General features: G+C 32.8%; 16 protein-coding genes and 1 other RNA gene. 8 read left to right on the top strand and 9 right to left on the bottom strand.

The window, feature by feature from the left end:
* Positions 1–10: 10 nt before the first annotated feature.
* On the bottom strand, positions 11–3,181 hold the full coding sequence (locus DMZ43_RS00895) for a TonB-dependent receptor (protein ID WP_131505822.1): 3,171 nt from the start codon (positions 3,179–3,181) through the stop codon (positions 11–13).
* Positions 3,182–3,788: 607 nt separating this feature from the next.
* Here DMZ43_RS00895 and DMZ43_RS00890 point away from each other — a divergent pair.
* Genes DMZ43_RS00890 through DMZ43_RS00860 form a run of 7 tightly spaced genes read left to right on the top strand, consistent with a single transcriptional unit; the run spans position 3,789 to position 11,204 of the window.
* On the top strand, positions 3,789–4,217 hold the full coding sequence (locus DMZ43_RS00890) for a cupin domain-containing protein (protein WP_131505821.1): 429 nt from the start codon (positions 3,789–3,791) through the stop codon (positions 4,215–4,217).
* Complete coding sequence (locus DMZ43_RS00885) at positions 4,214–5,257, top strand: Gfo/Idh/MocA family oxidoreductase (protein WP_131505820.1); 1,044 nt, start codon at positions 4,214–4,216, stop codon at positions 5,255–5,257. The genes DMZ43_RS00890 and DMZ43_RS00885 overlap by 4 nt, the downstream gene beginning before the upstream one ends.
* 44 nt (positions 5,258–5,301) lie before the next feature.
* Positions 5,302–7,302 (top strand): pectate lyase, encoded by a 2,001-nt coding sequence (gene pelA, locus DMZ43_RS00880; RefSeq protein ID WP_131505819.1) that lies wholly within the window; start codon positions 5,302–5,304, stop codon positions 7,300–7,302.
* A complete protein-coding gene (locus DMZ43_RS00875) occupies positions 7,289–8,065 on the top strand; it encodes a rhamnogalacturonan acetylesterase (RefSeq protein ID WP_131505818.1) in 777 nt (258 codons plus the stop codon). Before pelA ends, DMZ43_RS00875 begins: the two co-directional genes overlap by 14 nt.
* A 3-nt stretch (positions 8,066–8,068) precedes the next feature.
* Positions 8,069–9,421 carry a glycoside hydrolase family 28 protein gene (locus DMZ43_RS00870; RefSeq protein WP_131505817.1) on the top strand — a complete coding sequence of 451 codons (1,353 nt, stop codon included), beginning with the start codon at positions 8,069–8,071 and terminating at the stop codon, positions 9,419–9,421.
* Positions 9,422–9,428: 7 nt separating this feature from the next.
* Positions 9,429–10,349, top strand: a complete 921-nt coding sequence (locus DMZ43_RS00865) for an alpha/beta hydrolase (RefSeq protein ID WP_131505816.1) — start codon at positions 9,429–9,431, stop codon at positions 10,347–10,349.
* Positions 10,350–10,358: 9 nt separating this feature from the next.
* Positions 10,359–11,204, top strand: a complete 846-nt coding sequence (locus DMZ43_RS00860) for a DMT family transporter (RefSeq protein ID WP_370450249.1) — start codon at positions 10,359–10,361, stop codon at positions 11,202–11,204.
* A gap of 29 nt (positions 11,205–11,233) precedes the next feature.
* On the opposite strand, the gene DMZ43_RS00855 is transcribed toward DMZ43_RS00860, so the two are convergent.
* Positions 11,234–12,040 (bottom strand): SDR family oxidoreductase, encoded by an 807-nt coding sequence (locus DMZ43_RS00855; protein WP_131505815.1) that lies wholly within the window; start codon positions 12,038–12,040, stop codon positions 11,234–11,236.
* 161 nt (positions 12,041–12,201) lie between these two features.
* Positions 12,202–12,597: a transfer-messenger RNA gene (gene ssrA, locus DMZ43_RS00850) on the bottom strand.
* A gap of 140 nt (positions 12,598–12,737) precedes the next feature.
* On the opposite strand from ssrA, the gene DMZ43_RS00845 reads away from it, so the two are divergent.
* Positions 12,738–13,943 carry an NAD(P)-dependent oxidoreductase gene (locus DMZ43_RS00845; RefSeq protein ID WP_131505814.1) on the top strand — a complete coding sequence of 402 codons (1,206 nt, stop codon included), beginning with the start codon at positions 12,738–12,740 and terminating at the stop codon, positions 13,941–13,943.
* On the opposite strand, the gene DMZ43_RS00840 is transcribed toward DMZ43_RS00845, so the two are convergent.
* From DMZ43_RS00840 to DMZ43_RS00815, 6 genes are all read right to left on the bottom strand, one after another.
* Complete coding sequence (locus DMZ43_RS00840; RefSeq protein WP_131505813.1) at positions 13,944–14,606, bottom strand: DUF1361 domain-containing protein; 663 nt, start codon at positions 14,604–14,606, stop codon at positions 13,944–13,946.
* Positions 14,603–14,980, bottom strand: a complete 378-nt coding sequence (locus tag DMZ43_RS00835; protein WP_131505812.1) for a DUF2809 domain-containing protein — start codon at positions 14,978–14,980, stop codon at positions 14,603–14,605. Before DMZ43_RS00835 ends, DMZ43_RS00840 begins: the two co-directional genes overlap by 4 nt.
* A 4-nt stretch (positions 14,981–14,984) precedes the next feature.
* Positions 14,985–15,290, bottom strand: coding sequence for a hypothetical protein (locus DMZ43_RS00830; protein ID WP_131505811.1), 306 nt, complete (start codon positions 15,288–15,290; stop codon positions 14,985–14,987).
* 80 nt (positions 15,291–15,370) lie between these two features.
* A complete protein-coding gene (gene creD / locus DMZ43_RS00825; protein WP_131505810.1) occupies positions 15,371–16,744 on the bottom strand; it encodes a cell envelope integrity protein CreD in 1,374 nt (457 codons plus the stop codon).
* A gap of 54 nt (positions 16,745–16,798) precedes the next feature.
* Complete coding sequence (locus DMZ43_RS00820; protein ID WP_129759110.1) at positions 16,799–17,092, bottom strand: transcriptional regulator; 294 nt, start codon at positions 17,090–17,092, stop codon at positions 16,799–16,801.
* A gap of 308 nt (positions 17,093–17,400) precedes the next feature.
* Positions 17,401–18,009, bottom strand: coding sequence for a hypothetical protein (locus DMZ43_RS00815; RefSeq protein WP_131505809.1), 609 nt, complete (start codon positions 18,007–18,009; stop codon positions 17,401–17,403).
* Positions 18,010–18,067: the final 58 nt, after the last annotated feature.

Here is an 18,067-nt window from a genome sequence, read left to right as displayed (position 1 = left end):
AATGTTTAATTTAGAAATTAAGGTTTAATCCAAAAAGTAATTGTCTACTTCTAGGGTATGGAGAATAATCTACTCCAGGTGTAAGAGGCGTTCTTCTTCTTGTAGACACCTCAGGATCAAGACCAGAATAGTTTGTAATAACGAAAACATTATTAGCAGTAGCGTAAAATCTTAATTTGGTAACACCTATTTGTGATACTATAGATTCTGGTAAAGTATAACCTAATGTTAATGTGTTTAGTCTTAAAAATGAACCATCTTCAACAGCCCAGTCACTAAATACAAAGTTTTGCATAAATGGAGACCACATTGTAGTATTAGCATTTAAAGCTTCTAATTGAGCAGGGTCTGTTACTAGTTGTCCTGTTGAAGGGTCAAGGTTAGTCCATCTGTTCCCATCAGCCATTATAGTGCTTAGGTTTCTATATTGACCATTTTGGTTAGAGGTATTAAACTCGATTTTATTTGCATTATAAATATCATTTCCAACACTCCAGTTAAAAGCAGCAGTAAGGTCAAAACCATAAGCACGAGCATTTAATGACATACCACCTGTATGTTTAGGGTTGGCATTACCTATAATAGTCTGGTCATTTACATCAACAATTCCATCACCATCAATATCTTTTAATTTCATGCTTCCAGGCATTACGTTGCCTATTACTGCGCTATTATCAGCAACACCATCTAATAAAGTGTAAGTACCAGTACTTGAGTCATAACTGAAGTCAGAAACTTCATAGCGACCATCACTTTGGTAACCATACATTATACCAACAGGTTGTCCAACTTGTACAACATAGTCATTACCTATTTGTGTAGAAGCCCAATTAGTGTTATCACCAAAATCTTCCATAATACCTAAAGAATTGATACGGTTTTTGTTCATCCCAATATTGAATGAAAAGTCTAAGCCATAGTCTTCTTTGTCTATAGCAATTACACTTAGAGAAGCTTCAATACCAGTATTTTGGATTTCTCCCATATTTCTATATTGGCTATCATAACCAGTTCCAGGAGTTGGGAATCTAATTAAAAGGTCTTCAGTAATGTTTTTATAAGCTTCAAAAGCACCAGTTACTCTTCCTCTAAATAAGCTAAAGTCTACACCAATATTTTGAGATATAGTAGTTTCCCATTTTAAACTAGGGTTTGCTAAAATATTTGAAGCAGACCAATAGTTATCAATATCATTTAAATATGAAGTAGTTGATGATTCAAAGTTTTGTACTGTTTGTCCTGCAGGAATGTTATTGTTACCAGCTTGTCCGTAACTTAGTCTAAGTTTAAGAGTGCTTAACCAATCAACATCTTTAAGAAAATCTTCTTCCGATATTTTCCATGCTACAGCAGCAGAAGGGAAGTAACCCCATTTGTTGTTTCCTAAGAATTTACTTGAACCATCAATACGATAAGTAGCGGTTAAAAGGTAACGGTTTTTGTAATCGTAATTTAAACGACCAAAGAATGATAACAACTTGTCATCAGGACTGTAAAAGTTATCTACAGATAAAGGTGTACCTTGAGTTGTTAGATTAAGAGCTGTTTGAAAATTGAAATCAGCAGGAAACCCTTGTATTTCGCTAGTTACTCTATTGTCTTTAGAGACAATCATTTCTTGTCCTACTAATAGTTTTAAACCATGATCATCACCTAGTATGTTTTTGAAATCATAGTTTAAAGTATTTGCATTTCTAAAGCTTTCTCTTTTTCTGTCTCTAGATAGTATTGCAGGTAAGCCTTGGTTTTCTGCTGCAGGTCTGTTGTTTGCGTAATATGTTGATCTTCCGTAAAAACGGTAGTCTAAATCATCTCTAGTGTTTAAACCTAAATCTGATTGAAATTTAAGATTGTCTAAGATTTTCCAAGAGAAGCTACCTAACATATTAAAGTTTTTTCTCAATTGTAAACGTTGGTTGTCATCTACAGCAACATAAGGATTTACTAAATAACTAGATAGTGCTTCATCAGTATTTGTAGTAGTTAACCCAGGAAGAGGAATAGGTGAGTACCCAACACTGTGCCTAAGTCTTGCGTCAGCAGATGATATTTCATTTTGTTCGTTTGCTCCACCTCCATTAATTTCGGTGTCTGAATATCTAAAAGTAAAAGATAAATCTACTTTTTCACTCACTTCACTTTTTAATGCTAATGAAAGGTTAGTTCTCTTAAAGTCTGAACCAACCATAATTGTTTTTTCATCATATAAAGCGTAATTGAAGTTATAGTTAATTTTTTCTGATCCACCTCTAATTGATAAATCACGACTTTGAACCTCACCAGTTTCTCCGTATATCTGTTTTTGCCAGTTGTTTCCTCTCATTCCTATATATTGATCATAGTCATCATATAAACCGAAGTAGGTTTCGTAAGATTCTGGTTGCTCATCTAATAAAGCATATTCATATTGCCATTTAACATAATCTTCAGGCGATAAAACATCAATAGTATTAGCTAGTTTTTTAATACCATAGAACATGTTATAATTTACAGATATTTTTCCTTCTTTACCACTTTTTGTTGTTATGATAACAACTCCATTAGCACCTCTAGAACCATATATAGCTGTAGAAGAAGCATCTTTAAGTACACTTATAGTTTCAATATCAGTAGGAGAAATATCACTTAAACTATTGATAGGGAAACCATCAACAATTACTAATGGAGAACTATCTTGCGTTAGCGAACCAGCTCCTCGTACTCTAATGTTTATTTCTGCATCAGGCGAACCTTCGGTAGATAAAACCTGAACACCAGCTAAACGACCAGTAAGTGTTTCAGCTACGTTAGATATACCTTGCTCTTTTAAATCATCACCACCTATAGATACTACTGAGCCTGTTAAATCAGATTTTCTTGCAGTTCCATAACCAACAACAATTACTTCATCCAAAGCTTCAAGGCTTGGTTTAAGGACTACGTTAACAGTGCTTTTTCCTGATACACTGACTTCTTGAGTTACGTAGCCAACATAAGAAAATACCAAAATAGCATTAGAGCCACTAACACTTATTGAATAATTTCCATCAAAATCGGTTACTGCTCCTGTTGAGGTTCCTTTTACTTGAACTGTTACACCAGGAAGAGGACCTCCCATATCCTCTGCAGTTACTGTTCCATTTACTGTGCTATTTTGAGCATAAGTAAATGTGCTACTAAATACAAAAAATGCGAATAGCATTAACGAAAAAGGTTTTATAGAATAAAACCTTGATGTTTTTCCTTTCTTAGATTTGAAAAACAAAAAATCTATTAAAATGTTACACATGAAAACTGTTAGTTTAGTTAGTATTAAATGTAATCGATTGCACAAATTTATCATTATTTTTTAAATACGCAAATAATTCACTCCTATTTTTTTAATATGCTAATTTTTTGCACTAAAAATTGCGGATTATTAACTAGTATGTTCTGTTTTCTTCGTTAACGAATTAAATTAATGCTTGATTTAGGTTTATATTTTATTAAAAGACAATAATTATGTAATCGATTGTTAGTTTGGTTTTCATGCTGTTTTTGTATAGGTAATTTATAGTTGTGATTTTTTATTTCATCATTTGTACGTTGTTATAAATCAGTCGTTTTATTTGGCTTCATCTGAGGTTTTAAATGTTTTATGTTTACTGTAGTTTAGTACATTATCTTTCTTCTGTAAAATGTTAATTAATGATCACAACTTTGCATTTGATAAATTAATAAATATATTTATGCAATCGATTACAGTTTTTATGAATATTATATTGGTGGTTCAAAACTTCATTTTACTATCTTAATTCTATCAAGAAAATATGAAAAGAATAAGTGCTTTTTTAGTTGTTGCTTTAGCTTTAAATACTACGTTTTTTGCTCAAAATAACTCGAATAAAGAGTTGACCATAGAGCAATGTGTTAATACTTTAAATGTAGAGAATTCACAGAGTACAAAAGTTGGTTATCAATATTGGTTTGCTGATAAAGAATTTCTTGATGGTAGAACATTAAAATTAAGTGTTGTAGAACCACACAAGGCAACACATGAGCCACATAAACATGAAGAAGATGAGTTCTTTTTTGTCTTGGAAGGTACAGCTGAATTTTTTCTAAATGGAGAAACTGTAGTTGCTGGCCCTTATACTAGCTTTTATTGTCCACCTAACTCATTGCATGGTATTAGAAATGTTGGAGACACTGAATTAAAATACCTGGTAATTAAAAAATATAATTTAAGCGATAAATGAAACCAATCAATACAGCCCTTTGTTCATTTGGGATGAGTGGGCTTTTATTTCATGCGCCTTTTGTGAACACGAACAAGGGGTTTAATCTTTATGGAGTTTTAGAGCGGACTAAAAACCTTGCGCAAGAAAAGTACTCTAAAATAAAAACATTTAGAACTCTCGAGTCTCTTTTAAAAGATGATAATATTGAATTGGTTATTTTAAATACGCCAAATATTACTCACTATAATTTTGCAAAACAGATTATTCAATCAGGCAAGCACCTTGTGGTTGAAAAGCCTTTTACAACTAGTGCTGAAGAAGCAGATGAATTGATACAATTAGCAAAGGTTAATAATGTTAAAATGGCTGTGTTTCATAATAGAAGATGGGATAGCGACTTTTTAACAGTGAAAAAAATTGTAGACAATAATACACTTGGAGATATTGTTGAAGCAGAATTTCATTATGATAGATTTGATCCTGAGTTGAGTTATAAAGTTCATAAAGAAACACCAACCGAAGGCGTAGGAAGCCTTTATGATTTAGGTTCACATATCATTGATCAAGCTTTAGTGTTGTTTGGAAAACCCAAAGCTGTTTTTGCTAACATAGATAGTTTTAGAGAACAATCTAAAGTAGCAGACTATTTTGATGTAAAACTTTTTTATAGCAATCATAAGGTAACTTTAAAATCAAGTTATTTTGTTAAGCAGCCTATTCCATCTTATGTTATTCATGGTAAAAAAGGCTCGTTTTTAAAATCAAAAGCAGATGTTCAGGAAGCTGAACTTCAAAGAGGCATTTCACCAGATGTAAAAAACTGTGGAATTGAGCCTGCTTCGGAACAAGGTTTGCTACACACTCAAAAAGAAAATGTTTCTGTTAAAGAATATATTACTTCAGAAGCTGGTAATTACATGGTCTTCTACGATAAAATTTACGAATCCATAAGAAATGATAAACCATTACCAGTTTCGGCAGAAGAAGGTAAAGCAGTCATTGAAATTATTGAAGCTGCTTTAAAGAGTAATACTGAAAGGCGAATTATAGATTTATAGATAATTAATTCAGAAATAATAGTTAAAAATACAAGCACTTATAAATGAAAACATACTTAGTAATTTTAATAGCATTAATTACTCTTAATGTTCAGTCTCAGGTACACGATAAATCTTGGAGGCATATTATCTACGGTAAAGAGGCTTCTTGGTTTGCTACAGATGAAGCCAAGGAAGTAGCTCAAAATGTATTACTGTATCAAAGAGATGTTGGAGGTTGGCCAAAAAACATACAAATGCACAAGCCACTTTCAGAAAAAGAAAAGCAAGAGCTATTAAACTTAAAATCGGTAGGTGATAATGCTACAATAGATAATGGAGCTACTATACAAGAAATGCTTTTTTTATCAAAAATGTTTAGGCAAACCCAAGATGAAACCTATAAAGCAGCTTTTTTAAAAGGTTTAGGTTATATTTTGGAAGCACAGTATGACAATGGAGGTTGGCCACAATTTTATCCATTAAAAAAAGGATACTATACACATATTACGTACAATGATGATGCAATGTATAATGTGATGAAGCTTTTAAGCGAATTAAAGTTAAACACAGGATTTTATTCAATCACTCTTGAAAAATCTCAACTCGAAAAAGTAAATCTTGCTTATCATAGAGGCATTGATTGTATTTTAAAAACCCAATACAAACAAAACGGAGTTTTAACGTCTTGGTGTGCGCAACATGATGAAAACACATTGCAACCTGCTAAAGCAAGAGCTTATGAACTACCTTCGTTAAGTGGAGCCGAATCTGCTAATGTAGTTCTACTTCTTATGTCAGTTGAAAACCCTTCCAATGAAATTATCAATGCAGTGAATAGTGCTGTGAATTGGTTTGAAAAAACAAAAATTACAGGTTTAAGAAAAGACAGGGTTTATGATGATGTTGGTAAAATAGTTGATAAAAGGATGGTGCCTGATGAAAAAGCACCTGCTATTTGGGCTCGTTTTATGGAACTTGATGATAATACTCCATTTTTTTGCGATAGAGATGGAATTAAAAAAAGTACACTTGCCGAAATAGGAGAAGAACGTAGAAATGGTTATGCATGGTACACTAATAAACCACAAGCTGTATTGGACCAATATCCTGAGTGGAAGAAAAAATATGATTTACAATCACAAAAGTCTCCCAAAAACCCTATGAAAATTGTCGTGGCACAAGATGGAAGCGGAGATTATACAAGTATTGTTGAAGCTATCAATAACACTAAGGCTTTTCCGTATGAGCGTATTACAATTTTTATCAAAAATGGAGTTTACAAAGAGAAAATAAAAATTTATGAGTGGAATGAAAACCTAGCTTTAGTTGGAGAGAGCAAAGAACAAACGGTCATTACTTATGATGATTATTTTAATAAAATGGGCTTAGGGAGAAATAGTACTTTTCACACCTACACACTTTTAGTTGAAGCTAATAATGTAATTTTGAAAAATCTCACCATTGAAAATTCTTCAGGTGAAGTTGGGCAAGCTGTGGCTTTGTCTATATTTTCTGATGAAGTTGTTGTTGCTAATTGTAATCTTTTGGGTAACCAAGATACTTTGTATGCATCAGGAAAAGGAAAGCAGTATTTCAAGGATTGTTATATTGAAGGGACAACCGATTTTATCTTCGGAAGTGCAACAGCGTTTTTTGATAATTGCCATATTCACAGTAAAAAGAATTCCTATGTTACTGCTGCCTCTACACCACAAGATGCTGCATTTGGTTATGTATTTAAAAACTGTAAGCTTACTGCAAGTGAAGACGTTGATGAAGTGTATCTTGGAAGACCATGGCGATTGTATGCGCAAACTGTTTTTATAGATTGCGAATTAGGAGAGCATATCTTGCCAATAGGTTGGCATAATTGGTCAAAACCTGAAGCTGAAAAAACAGCTTTCTATGCAGAATATAGTAATAAAGGAAAAGGCTTTCAACCTAAGGAACGTGTGGATTGGTCACATCAATTATCTAAGAAGGAAGCAAAAAAATATACATTGAAAAATGTATTAGGAAATCATAAAGACAGTTCAGAAAAAGAATGGTATGAAGCATTATAAATTTGCACTTATTTTACTCATTGTACTTTTTCAGTCGTGCAATGAGCAGGTTGAAAAGGAAAAGGTTGAGGTTGCACAAAACCCTATTACAATTTATAGCATTGGCGATTCCACAATGTCTAACAAACCAAATCCTGAAGACAACCCAGAACGTGGTTGGTGTCAAATGTTGCCTCAATTTTTAAACGATAATGTTACTTTGGAAAATCACGCGGTTAATGGTCGTAGTACGCGAAGTTTTATTGATGAAAAACGTTGGGATTCAGTTTATGTAAAATTGAAAAAAGGGGATTATGTGTTTATTCAATTTGGGCATAACGACCAAAAAAAGAATGCGCCTAAACGCTTTACCAATCCGTTTACAGCCTACCGAAATAACCTTATAAAGTTTGTTGAAGACACTAGAGCCAAAGACGCAAACCCAGTACTGTTTACGTCTATTGTTCGACGAAATTTCAATGAAGATTCAACCTTGGTAGATACACATGATGTGTATCCTTTGGTAGTTCGAATGGTAGCTAAAGAATATAATGTACCACTTGTTGATTTACAGTATTTAACCGAACAGTTGGAAGAGTCGTATGGTGTTGAAGACTCTAAGAAATTGCACCTGCATTATGCGCCTAATGAAATTCCATATTATCCCGAAGGTAAAGAAGACAATACACATTTATCAGTTTTAGGAGCAACTGAAGTGGCAAAATTAGCAGTACAAGCACTTCAGGATAACCTTCCAGAAAGCACAACTTTTTTCAAACAGTAATTTATGAAACGTTTCGTATGTCTTATTCTGTTTTTGATTACTGTTCACATCAAGGCTCAGGAGCAATACAATAGAGATTCAATAGTTGCAAGTATTGAACGTCAAATTCTTCTGCCAACAATTCCTGAATATACAGTACAAATTACTGATTTTGGCGCTAAAGGTGATGGCGTCAAAGATTGTAAATCCGCTTTTGACAAGGCAATGAAAGTATGTTCAAAACAAAATGGAGGTACGATTGTCGTTCCGAAGGGTATTTATAAAATTAATGGTCCAATTCACTTTGTAAGTCATGTAAGATTACATTTGGAGGAAGGTGCTACTTTGGTTTTTGGAACAAACCCTAAAGATTACCCCATGGTTTTAACAAGTTGGGAAGGTACGACGCTGTACAATTACAGTCCGATGATTTATGGTTACAACGTCAATAACGTGGCGATAACTGGAAAAGGTACTATTGATGGCGAAGGTCACTCATTGTGGAGCGCATGGAAACCTAAAGAAGCAAAAGGAAAGCAGGTGAGTCGCGATATGAATCACAAGGAATTGCCTGTTGAAGATCGTGTTTTTGGTGGTGGATTTTTTCTTAGACCACAACTGGTTCAGTTTGTGAATTCGAAACACATTTTAATTGAAGATATCAAAGTTGAAGATGCACCATTTTGGTGTGTGCATTTACTGAAAAGTGAAAGTGTTACGCTACGCGGAATTCGGTATGATGCGCATAATAAAAACAATGACGGATTGGATATTGAGCAGTCTAAAAACGTGCTTATTGAAAATGTAACCTTCAACAATGCTGATGATAATATTGCCATTAAAGCAGGAAGGGACAATGATGGTCGAAATACTTCCGAAATGCCTTCAAAAAATATCATTATCAGAAACAATAATTTTAAAGGCTTGCATGCCATTGTAATTGGTAGTGAAATGTCTGCTGGTGTAGAAAATGTATACGCATACGATAATAAGGCCGTCGATTATGTGAAACGTGGTATTTATCTTAAAACCAATTCAGATAGAGGTGGTTTTATCCGAAATATTTACGTAGAAAACACTCAGTTTTTAGATGCTGAAGACGCTATTTATGTGACATTAAACTACCATGGAGAAGGTAGCGGATTCTTTCCGTCCAAAATATCAAATATTTATATTTCCAATGTAAGCTTTGGTGAAATTTCAAATACTGCAATCGTCATTGAAGGCTATCCCAAACTTAAAGTTGAAGATGTTTGGTTGGATCATATCACAATCAAATCGGCAAAAAACGGAATGACCTTGACTAACACTAAAAATGTTCGGTTTAATGAAGTTGTGATTGGAGAAAAACAAACTGTTCCAAGTGCAGTAAATTAAATCGATTATGAAAAAAACAATAGGTGTCTTGTTGCTGATATTAGTTTCTGTTGCGATGCATTCTCAAACAACGGTTGCATTGTGGGAAAACGATATTCCTGATGCTATTAATAACTCAAATTACCAAGAGAAACCCGTTTTAGATAATGGTGTTTTAGTAAAAATCCAAAAAGTTGTAAAACCAACGCTTACAATTTATAAACCTAAAAAACCTAATGGTACAGCAATTGTGATTTGTCCAGGAGGTGGTTATCGTCATTTGTCTATGGATAAAGAAGGTTTTAAAGTTGCTGAATGGTTAAATACGCTTGGTGTTACTGCTATTGTGTTGAAGTACAGATTGCCTTCAGATAGTATTATGAAAAATAAATCTGTTGGGCCTTTACAAGATGCGCAAGAAGCTATGCGTTATGTAAGACGTCATGCTGCAGCATTGAATATTGATCCTAGTAAAGTAGGTGTTTTAGGGTTCTCTGCTGGAGGTCATTTAGCTGCTACTTTGTCAACACAATATGATTTAGGTGTCTATAAGCACGATAATACAAGTGCTAAACCTGATTTCTCAATCTTAATTTATCCAGTCATCTCAATGGATGATAGCGTTACGCATCAAGGTTCCAAAACGAATCTGTTAGGTGAAAGTCCTTCTTTTGAACGTATGCAGCAATTCTCAAACGAATTACAAGTTGATGAGCATACACCAATGACATTTATAGTTCATGCAACGGATGACAAATCGGTTCCTGTAGAAAATAGCTTAAGATATTATATGGCTTTAAAAAAACATCAAGTACCTGCTGAACTTCATATTTATGAAAAAGGTGGACATGGTTTTGGCTTGGGACGTAAATATACAAGTCAATTTTGGACTTTTACTTGTGAAAAGTGGTTGTTATCCCATACTTTTACAACTTCAAAGCATAATTAAAATACTTTTTTGAGAAAAGCCATCCAATTTATGATTATTAGTGCATTGGCATTTACATTGCTAAATGTTGGTGTGAAGTATCTTGGGAAATTCAACGTGTATCAAATTGTGTGTTTTAGGGCTTTAGGATCGCTTTTTTTTACATATCCATTTCTGATTAAACATAACATTTCAATTGTTGGCAATAAAGTAAAACTTTTATTATTAAGAAGTGCTTGCGGATTAATTGCAATGACCTTGTTTTTTTCATCCTTAAAATTATTACCAGCAGGAACTGCAGTTTCCATTCGATATGTAGCTCCAATATTTGCTGCAATTTTTGCCTTATTCATTTTAAAAGAGCGTATAAAACCTTTGCAGTGGTTGTTTTTTATATCTGCATTTGTAGGTGTTTTAATGCTAAAGGGATTTGACTTAAGCATGATTGGATTGGGATTTTTGATGGCTATTATTTCTGCGGTTTTTACTGGTTTAGTGTTTGTTGTTATAAGACAAATTGGAAATAAAGATCATCCTATTGTGGTTGTCAATTATTTTATGACTATGTCTTTTGTGGTTAGTGGAATTCTTTGCATTAATTATTGGATAACGCCTCAAGGTTGGGAGTGGTTGGTCTTGATTAGTTTAGGAGTTACGGGCTACTACGGACAAGTCTATATGACCAAAGCAATGCAACAGTCTGAAACACGATTGGTAGCACCTTTAAAATACATTGAGGTTATTTTTACAATGCTAGTAGGTGTAATTTGGTTTCAAGAAGGTTATACTTTTATGAGCGTTTCAGGAATATTGTTAATTCTTGTAAGCTTGGTGATGAATGTTTATGTGGTTAATCAGAAGAAAAACCTCAAATGAGTTAGAATTTTTTAAAATACACACTTTATTTAAACACCACTAAAAGCGTTAAACCCACCATCCACTGTAATAGTTGATCCTGTCATAAATCGTGAAGCTTCACTTGCTAGTAAATGTACAGCTCCATTAAGTTCCTTAGCTTCACCAAAACGTTTCATAGGTGTGTTTTTAATGATAGTCTCACCTCGTTGTGTTAAAGAACCATCATCATTGGTTAATAAACGTCTGTTTTGATCTGCAATAAAAAATCCTGGAATAATGGCATTGACTCTTAATTTGTCACCAAATTTTAAAGCCATGTCAACGGCCATCCAGCGCGTAAAGTTTTCCATAGCAGCTTTTGATGCCGAATAACCAACAACTCGAGTTAAAGCTTGTGCAACAGCTACAGATGAAACATTAATAATTGAACCACTATCTTGAGTAGACATGTGTTCTCCAAAAACTAACGAAGGGATTACGGTTCCCATAAGATTAAGATCTGTGACTTTGCTGAAATCTTCAACGGAAATATTAAAAAGCGACTCGTTTGGAGCTAATGTGGCTCCAGGCATGTTTCCGCCAGCAGCATTGATAAGAACATCAATTTGTTTCCACGTCTTTATAATGGAATCTTTTACACTAATAAGATTTTCTTTGTCTAAAACATCGGCTTTTAAACCAATAGCGTGTGTTGAGGATAGTGCTTTAGCAAAGTCCTTGGCTTTAGATTCGTTGCGACCTAAAATAACAACTTTGGCTCCAGAATTTATCATGTGTTTAGCAATACTAGATCCAAGAACACCATAGCCACCAGTGATTACAATTACTTTGTCTTTAATATCAAAAATTTTCATAGGATAGTTAGTTGATGGTTTAATAAATAACATCTTTGTAAAATTACAATGATTTTACTGATAAGAAAACTGAATGAACTTAGTGTTTTGTTAAAAATATAGAGAGCTGAAAGTAAAAAATAGAAAAGGACAATTTCAAAACACTATGAAATTGTCCTTTTTTGTGGAGTCGGAGGGACTCGAACCCTCGTCCAAACAAGCTATCAAAGGGCTTTCTACACGTTTAGTCTGTTATTGTTTTTTCGATTGTAAGCTGGCAAAAGACAGCCTACTTACAACTTAGCTTTTGTATCTCGAAAGTGCATCAAAGCGCTACACTATCTTAGTTAATCTTTACGATGCCTCTAATTAGAACGCCATTAACCAAGGCTTTCAGGAGACATTTAGCTTTCCTACCTTGTAGGACGAGGCCTGATCTTACTATGATTCAGATTAAGCAGCTAAAGCGTAGTTATTCTCGCCGTTTAAAAAGTTGACCTAGCCTTTTACGTGTATCATGGTCGTTACACGACGTGCTTACCGTTTAATGAGTCTCGCTGTCAAAACCAGTCGACCCCTTTATTGTCTTAAAAAGACAGTTTGCAAAGTTATTAAAAAGTTTGTATAACCCTACTTTTACTCTTATTTTCGTACAAATTTTATACCAATATTATAATTGACCAAAACTGTCAGTTATCATCATAACATACTTATTTATATGAAATTCGCAATCATTAAAGAACGTAAAAATCCACCTGATAGACGTGTTGTATTTTCACCAGAAAAACTAGCTGAGGCAAAGTCTTTGTTTTCAAAATCAGAATTTAAGGTAGAGTCTTCAGATATTAGAGTTTTTCCTGATAAGGATTATGCCTCAAAAGGGTTTGATGTGTCTCAAGACGTGTCTGATTGTGATGTGATGATAGGTGTAAAAGAAGTGCCTATTGAGGCTTTAATTCCTAATAAAAAATACTTTTTCTTTTCGCATACCATAAAAAAACAACCTTATAATAGAAAATTGCTTAAAGCTATTTTAGAAAAAAATATAGAGCTATATGACCATGAAACTATTGTTAGAGAAGATAATGCGCGTTTAATTGGTTTCGGTCGTTATGCAGGTTTGGTAGGTGCTTACAACGGTTTTAGAGCTTTGGGTTTAAGAGACAATTTATTTGATTTACCAAAAGTTGAAACCCTTGCTGATTTAGATGAAGTCAAAGCAGAGTTGGATAAAATTACAATTCCTACTGTAAAAATACTGTTATCTGGTACAGGTAAAGTAGCTTATGGTGCTAAAGAAATTTTAGACCATTTGGGTATTAAACAAGTTAGTGATGCATTGTATTTAACTTCAGAATTTACAGAGCCAGTATATTGTATGGTTGATGTTATGGAGTATAATAAACGTAAAGATGGTAAGGTTGGTGATAAATATGAGTTTTACAACGATCCATCAGGATATGAAAGTAATTTTATGCCTTATGCTAAGCAAACCGATTACTTTATTGCTGGACATTTTTATGGTAACAATGCACCATTTTTATTCACTAGAGAAGATGCTAAACATAAAGCGTTTAGAATTAACCTAGTTGCTGATGTGTCTTGCGATATTGATGGACCAGTGGCTTCAACTATAAGGCCTTCTACTATTGCAGATCCGTTTTACGGTTATAATCCGCAAACCGAAAAAGAAGTAGCATATAACGCCGAAGGTGCAATAACAGTAATGGCAGTTGATAACTTACCTTGTGAGTTGCCAAAAGATGCAAGTGAAGGTTTTGGTGATATGTTTTTAGAACATGTGATACCTGCATTTTACAACAACGATGCTGATGGTGTATTGCAACGTGCAAAAATTACTGAAAATGGTCAATTGACTGAGCGTTTTAAATACCTTCAGGATTATGTTGATGGTTTGGAATAGTTAAATAACGGTTGCTTTTTCTTTTAAAACTTTCAGCATCCAAAAAGAAATCGCTAAAAAACTACCAAAGGTTATTGTAAATACCCAAGCTTCAATATTGGGTTTAAAAATGATTTCAAAAATATCAGTAAATATTGCAGAAGGTTGATGTATGATTTCCCATGAATTATAGCGTAAAAATCTACCAAGATAAATGCCAAATGCAGTAAGACCGAAAAGTAATAACAGTATTGATGTAATGTACTTTTTGTTGATATACTGATGCAATAGTTTTTCCATATCAGATAAAGACAAAAAGAAAAGCATTAAACCGTTGTAGGCAAATGAGGTTACTAGTAACACGTCTAGCCACAGCATTGGGTTTGAGCTTATTTTTAGGTGCAATAAATCGGTAACAATATAAGGTGCGTTTGGTAAAAAGAGCAACCAAACTAAAAACCAAAATACGAACACAAGTTTTTTAGGTTTAGAAATACTGCTTAAATAGGTTGTGATACCATACGGAATGATAGCCAAAAAGAGATTCCATACTAAAAATAGGAAGAAGAAGGAATGCGTTATTTTAGCTCGAATCATTAACAAAACAATGCTTAACCCTAACGAAGCTGTAAGTATTAGAATAAGTTTGAAACGATTGAATAGTAAGCTTTTTATGGTGTTCATGATTTTGATGTTTTTAAATGTTCAATACATAAAATGGTTAAGACTCCAAGAGTGTAGGCTATTAAATCACTAATGTGAAACGTACTACCAAGTATGAGTTTTGCAAGGTGACTGTCTCTTAAGTTTAAGACATCCAACAAATTGAAGAGCTGCAAAAATTCAATACTAAAAGCAAAAAGTAATACACCAACTGCAGCAGCAAGTGGCTTTATATTACTAAAACTTTTAATACATGTATACATTAAAATAACCACCAAATAATCGCCAAAAGTGTGACGAATAAAACCTTCTTTTAAGAAAATAGCAATAGCAACTTCAACTACTAGAAGTAAGGTAAAAAACGCAAAGTATGTTTTGTTGAATTTTAGTGTCATAACGCTAATATTTAGTTGGGAAAATAGAAATAGAAAGTAAATAGATATATCCAATAACAATAGGAATGTTAAGTAATAGAATTCCGCAAGTTAGTACTAAATCTATTCTTTCTTTCGGATTAAAAATTGCTAAGTATATTAAGTGAATTATAACAAAAGTATTTATGAAAAATGATACTAAAATGTAAATGATTCCTGTTTTTAATAAGAGCATTGATTGTTCTAAAAAGAAAATCATAAAAAGAAAAGTGCCAATTATAAAGCTTAAAAGTGCACATTGTTTTCCTATTAGTATTGATTTCTGTATCATAAAAATGTTTTAATGAAACCTCGCTCATTTCAAAATAAAAATTGAAAGAGGAGCGAGGATTCACTCACCAACTAATAAAACTAACCGTTATTCCAATCAATTTTTCTAGACACAAACATTACAATAGCAAGTATTATGAACAAGCCAACGCTACCAACCAATAATGCATAGTTTTCTAACTGAATTATCACGTATATAAACGTGTATAATGCGGTTAAAGACAAGCCAATAAACAGTGGGAATTTTAACGTTTTCAATATTGATTTAGAGTATAGTGTAATAAGTGCAACTACCGAAACTCCTGCCACTAAATAGGCTTTTAAAAAGTCACTGTGTTCTGAAATGGAAACCAATAAGGTGTAAAACATAGTTAGTGCTAAACCAATCATTAAATATTGAAACGGATGAATATTTATTTTACTCATAGTTTGTATCAGGAAAAACACTAAAAATGTAAGACCAATAACCAAAAAGCCATATTTAGCTGAACGTTCACTTTTTTGATATTCATCAACCATTACAACAAACTTGGTTCCAAACGCAAACTTGTTGAGGTTTGGTATTTTGTTAAGGTACTGTTGCGAAAAGGCTCTATTGATATGAAGCACTTTCCAGTTGGCTTTAAAACCGTCTTTTGTAATTTCTTTTGTTTCATCATCAGGTAGATAGTTACCTGTAAAACTTGGATCTGCCCAATTGGAACTCATGTGCATTGTAGTGGTTTTTCCTATAGGAACAACTTTTATGCTTTTACTGCCATTATATGCAATACTGAAATTGAAATTGATATTGGCATATTTTGGTACGTCGCTTTCTTTTAAGAAACCAGATTCTAACTCATCTAAATAACCACTATAGTTTTTGGGATTATCGCTAAAGTTGGTTTCAAACGTGTAACTACTATCATTAAGCTTAAGATTCATTTCATTTTTAATACCTTTTAAGTTTGAAGTTTTAATAAGTACTGTGGCTTTGTCCCAAATAATATCTTCGTCTTTTATGTCTTTAAGTTGAAGTTGCGGTTTGGTGTAAAATCCTTTAAAATCCATAGCAGTTGTGTAAACTGCAGATTCAAAGTTGCCTCTTTTTAAGGTTTTTGAATTTACATTGGAAGCAACATCTAAACTCTCAGGAAAAATGTAAGCATAATTAATATGCGTAGTGGTTTCGGTAAGATAAGTTTTTGTCTTATCGTTATAAGTTTTTGTTTCAGAATAGGTCTTGTAAGGGAGTTTTAAAATAGGACCATAAACGAGTACTTCATTTCCCCATTTTTCATTGATTTCATTAACTACATCTTGTTGTCGCATGGAGCGTTCAGTAATTAAACTATTGATGTACGCTAACGGAATAAGTAATATAATTACTAAGAAGCCAACCATTAGCATTCTAGCAGTGATTGAAGTTTTAATCCAATGTCCAAATTTGTTCTGTTGTTTTTGTTGATGTTCCATGTTGTTTGTATTTAAAGTACTTTGAATTTCAAAGTAGATTAATAAAAAATATATTTATTGTTTGTTAATTAATTTTTCGAGAGCTTCAATATGCTTTTTAAATTCTGCTTTACCAAGTGTTGTGGTAGAGTAGCGTGTGTTGGGTTTTCGTCCAATAAATTGCTTTTCAACCTTAATATACTCTGCAGCTTCCAATGCTTTTGTATGGCTAGCAAGATTACCATCGGTTGCACCCAAAAGCTCTTTAAGTGTATTAAAATCTGCATATTCATTTACCATTAAAATAGACATGATGCCTAATCTAATTCGGTGATCAAAAACTTTATTTATGTTGTTAATTATGCTCATCACTTTCTTGCTAAGGCAAGAATCTTTTTTTTAAATATTTAAAAAATTTAAAGCTTAAATAAATTATAATTAAAATGTTTATAACAATTAAAATATAATATGAAATATATGCTACTTTCTCTCTTAATGTCATTCCTCCTAAACTCCAATAATAACCTTTTGTAGAGTCCCAAGTATCTTCATAATTTAATAGAATTAAACCAATAATAATATACAGAGCTACGTCAATTGATATAAATACAAACCAGAATAATAATTTTTTAATCATCAATCATGTTTTTGGTTTAGTTTGTATTTCGGTTTCAATTTCATTTTCTATCATACTTAAAATGCATTAGTGTACCATAAATAATATGCATTACACCAAAACCTAAAACCCAAAACCAAAATCCGTAACTAGGCATTAATGCACAAATTAAACCTAAAATTATTTCGGTAAATCCTAAATATCTAATATCTCCAATACTGTATTTTGAAGCACTTATTAATGCTAATCCATAAAAAATAAGCATTAAGGCAGCAGTATGACCATAACGTTCTTGTTTTAAAATAATGAGTATATAAATACCTCCTGTAATTAACGGAACCAAAAAGTTTAGCAATAAGCGTTTTGATGAACTATCCCATATTTTCTCATTGTTTTTTTTGGCTTTTTTTGTGGTTAAATAAATACCAGTAACAATACTTAAAAATGCAACGCCTAACAGAATTGCAAAACAGATATTAAAGATAGTACCATCAAGAATAAGATAACCTCTTACCGAATTTGATACAATATAATATGCTATTGCAGCTCCAACAAGCGCGTAAACACCAGCGAGAATCCCTGAGAGACCGCTAAGTGAAATAAAACGAGACGACTTGTTCATCAAGTTTTTAATCTCGCTTATGTCTTTTAAATAATCTTTTGACTCCATATAAAAGTACTTTGAATTACAAAGTAAGTAAATTTATTTTAGTTTTTGGATATAAATT

The organism is Meridianimaribacter sp. CL38, assembly GCF_004328055.1.
GTDB lineage: Bacteria > Bacteroidota > Bacteroidia > Flavobacteriales > Flavobacteriaceae > Gaetbulibacter_B > Gaetbulibacter_B jejuensis.
The sequence above is the reverse complement of the archived record's forward strand: the minus strand, read 5'-3'. Positions and strand labels throughout refer to the sequence as shown.

Coding starts and splice junctions, on each gene's coding strand:
- DMZ43_RS00865 (WP_131505816.1), top strand. CDS start 9,429: ATGAAAAAAACAATAGGTGTCTTGTTGCTGATATTAGTTTCTGTTGCG.
- DMZ43_RS00870 (WP_131505817.1), top strand. CDS start 8,069: ATGAAACGTTTCGTATGTCTTATTCTGTTTTTGATTACTGTTCACATC.
- DMZ43_RS00890 (WP_131505821.1), top strand. CDS start 3,789: ATGAAAAGAATAAGTGCTTTTTTAGTTGTTGCTTTAGCTTTAAATACT.
- DMZ43_RS00815 (WP_131505809.1), bottom strand. CDS start 18,009: ATGGAGTCAAAAGATTATTTAAAAGACATAAGCGAGATTAAAAACTTG.
- DMZ43_RS00855 (WP_131505815.1), bottom strand. CDS start 12,040: ATGAAAATTTTTGATATTAAAGACAAAGTAATTGTAATCACTGGTGGC.
- pelA (WP_131505819.1), top strand. CDS start 5,302: ATGAAAACATACTTAGTAATTTTAATAGCATTAATTACTCTTAATGTT.
- DMZ43_RS00830 (WP_131505811.1), bottom strand. CDS start 15,290: ATGATACAGAAATCAATACTAATAGGAAAACAATGTGCACTTTTAAGC.
- DMZ43_RS00820 (WP_129759110.1), bottom strand. CDS start 17,092: ATGAGCATAATTAACAACATAAATAAAGTTTTTGATCACCGAATTAGA.
- DMZ43_RS00835 (WP_131505812.1), bottom strand. CDS start 14,980: ATGACACTAAAATTCAACAAAACATACTTTGCGTTTTTTACCTTACTT.
- creD (WP_131505810.1), bottom strand. CDS start 16,744: ATGGAACATCAACAAAAACAACAGAACAAATTTGGACATTGGATTAAA.
- DMZ43_RS00895 (WP_131505822.1), bottom strand. CDS start 3,181: ATGCTATTCGCATTTTTTGTATTTAGTAGCACATTTACTTATGCTCAA.
- DMZ43_RS00840 (WP_131505813.1), bottom strand. CDS start 14,606: ATGAACACCATAAAAAGCTTACTATTCAATCGTTTCAAACTTATTCTA.
- DMZ43_RS00885 (WP_131505820.1), top strand. CDS start 4,214: ATGAAACCAATCAATACAGCCCTTTGTTCATTTGGGATGAGTGGGCTT.
- DMZ43_RS00875 (WP_131505818.1), top strand. CDS start 7,289: ATGAAGCATTATAAATTTGCACTTATTTTACTCATTGTACTTTTTCAG.
- DMZ43_RS00845 (WP_131505814.1), top strand. CDS start 12,738: ATGAAATTCGCAATCATTAAAGAACGTAAAAATCCACCTGATAGACGT.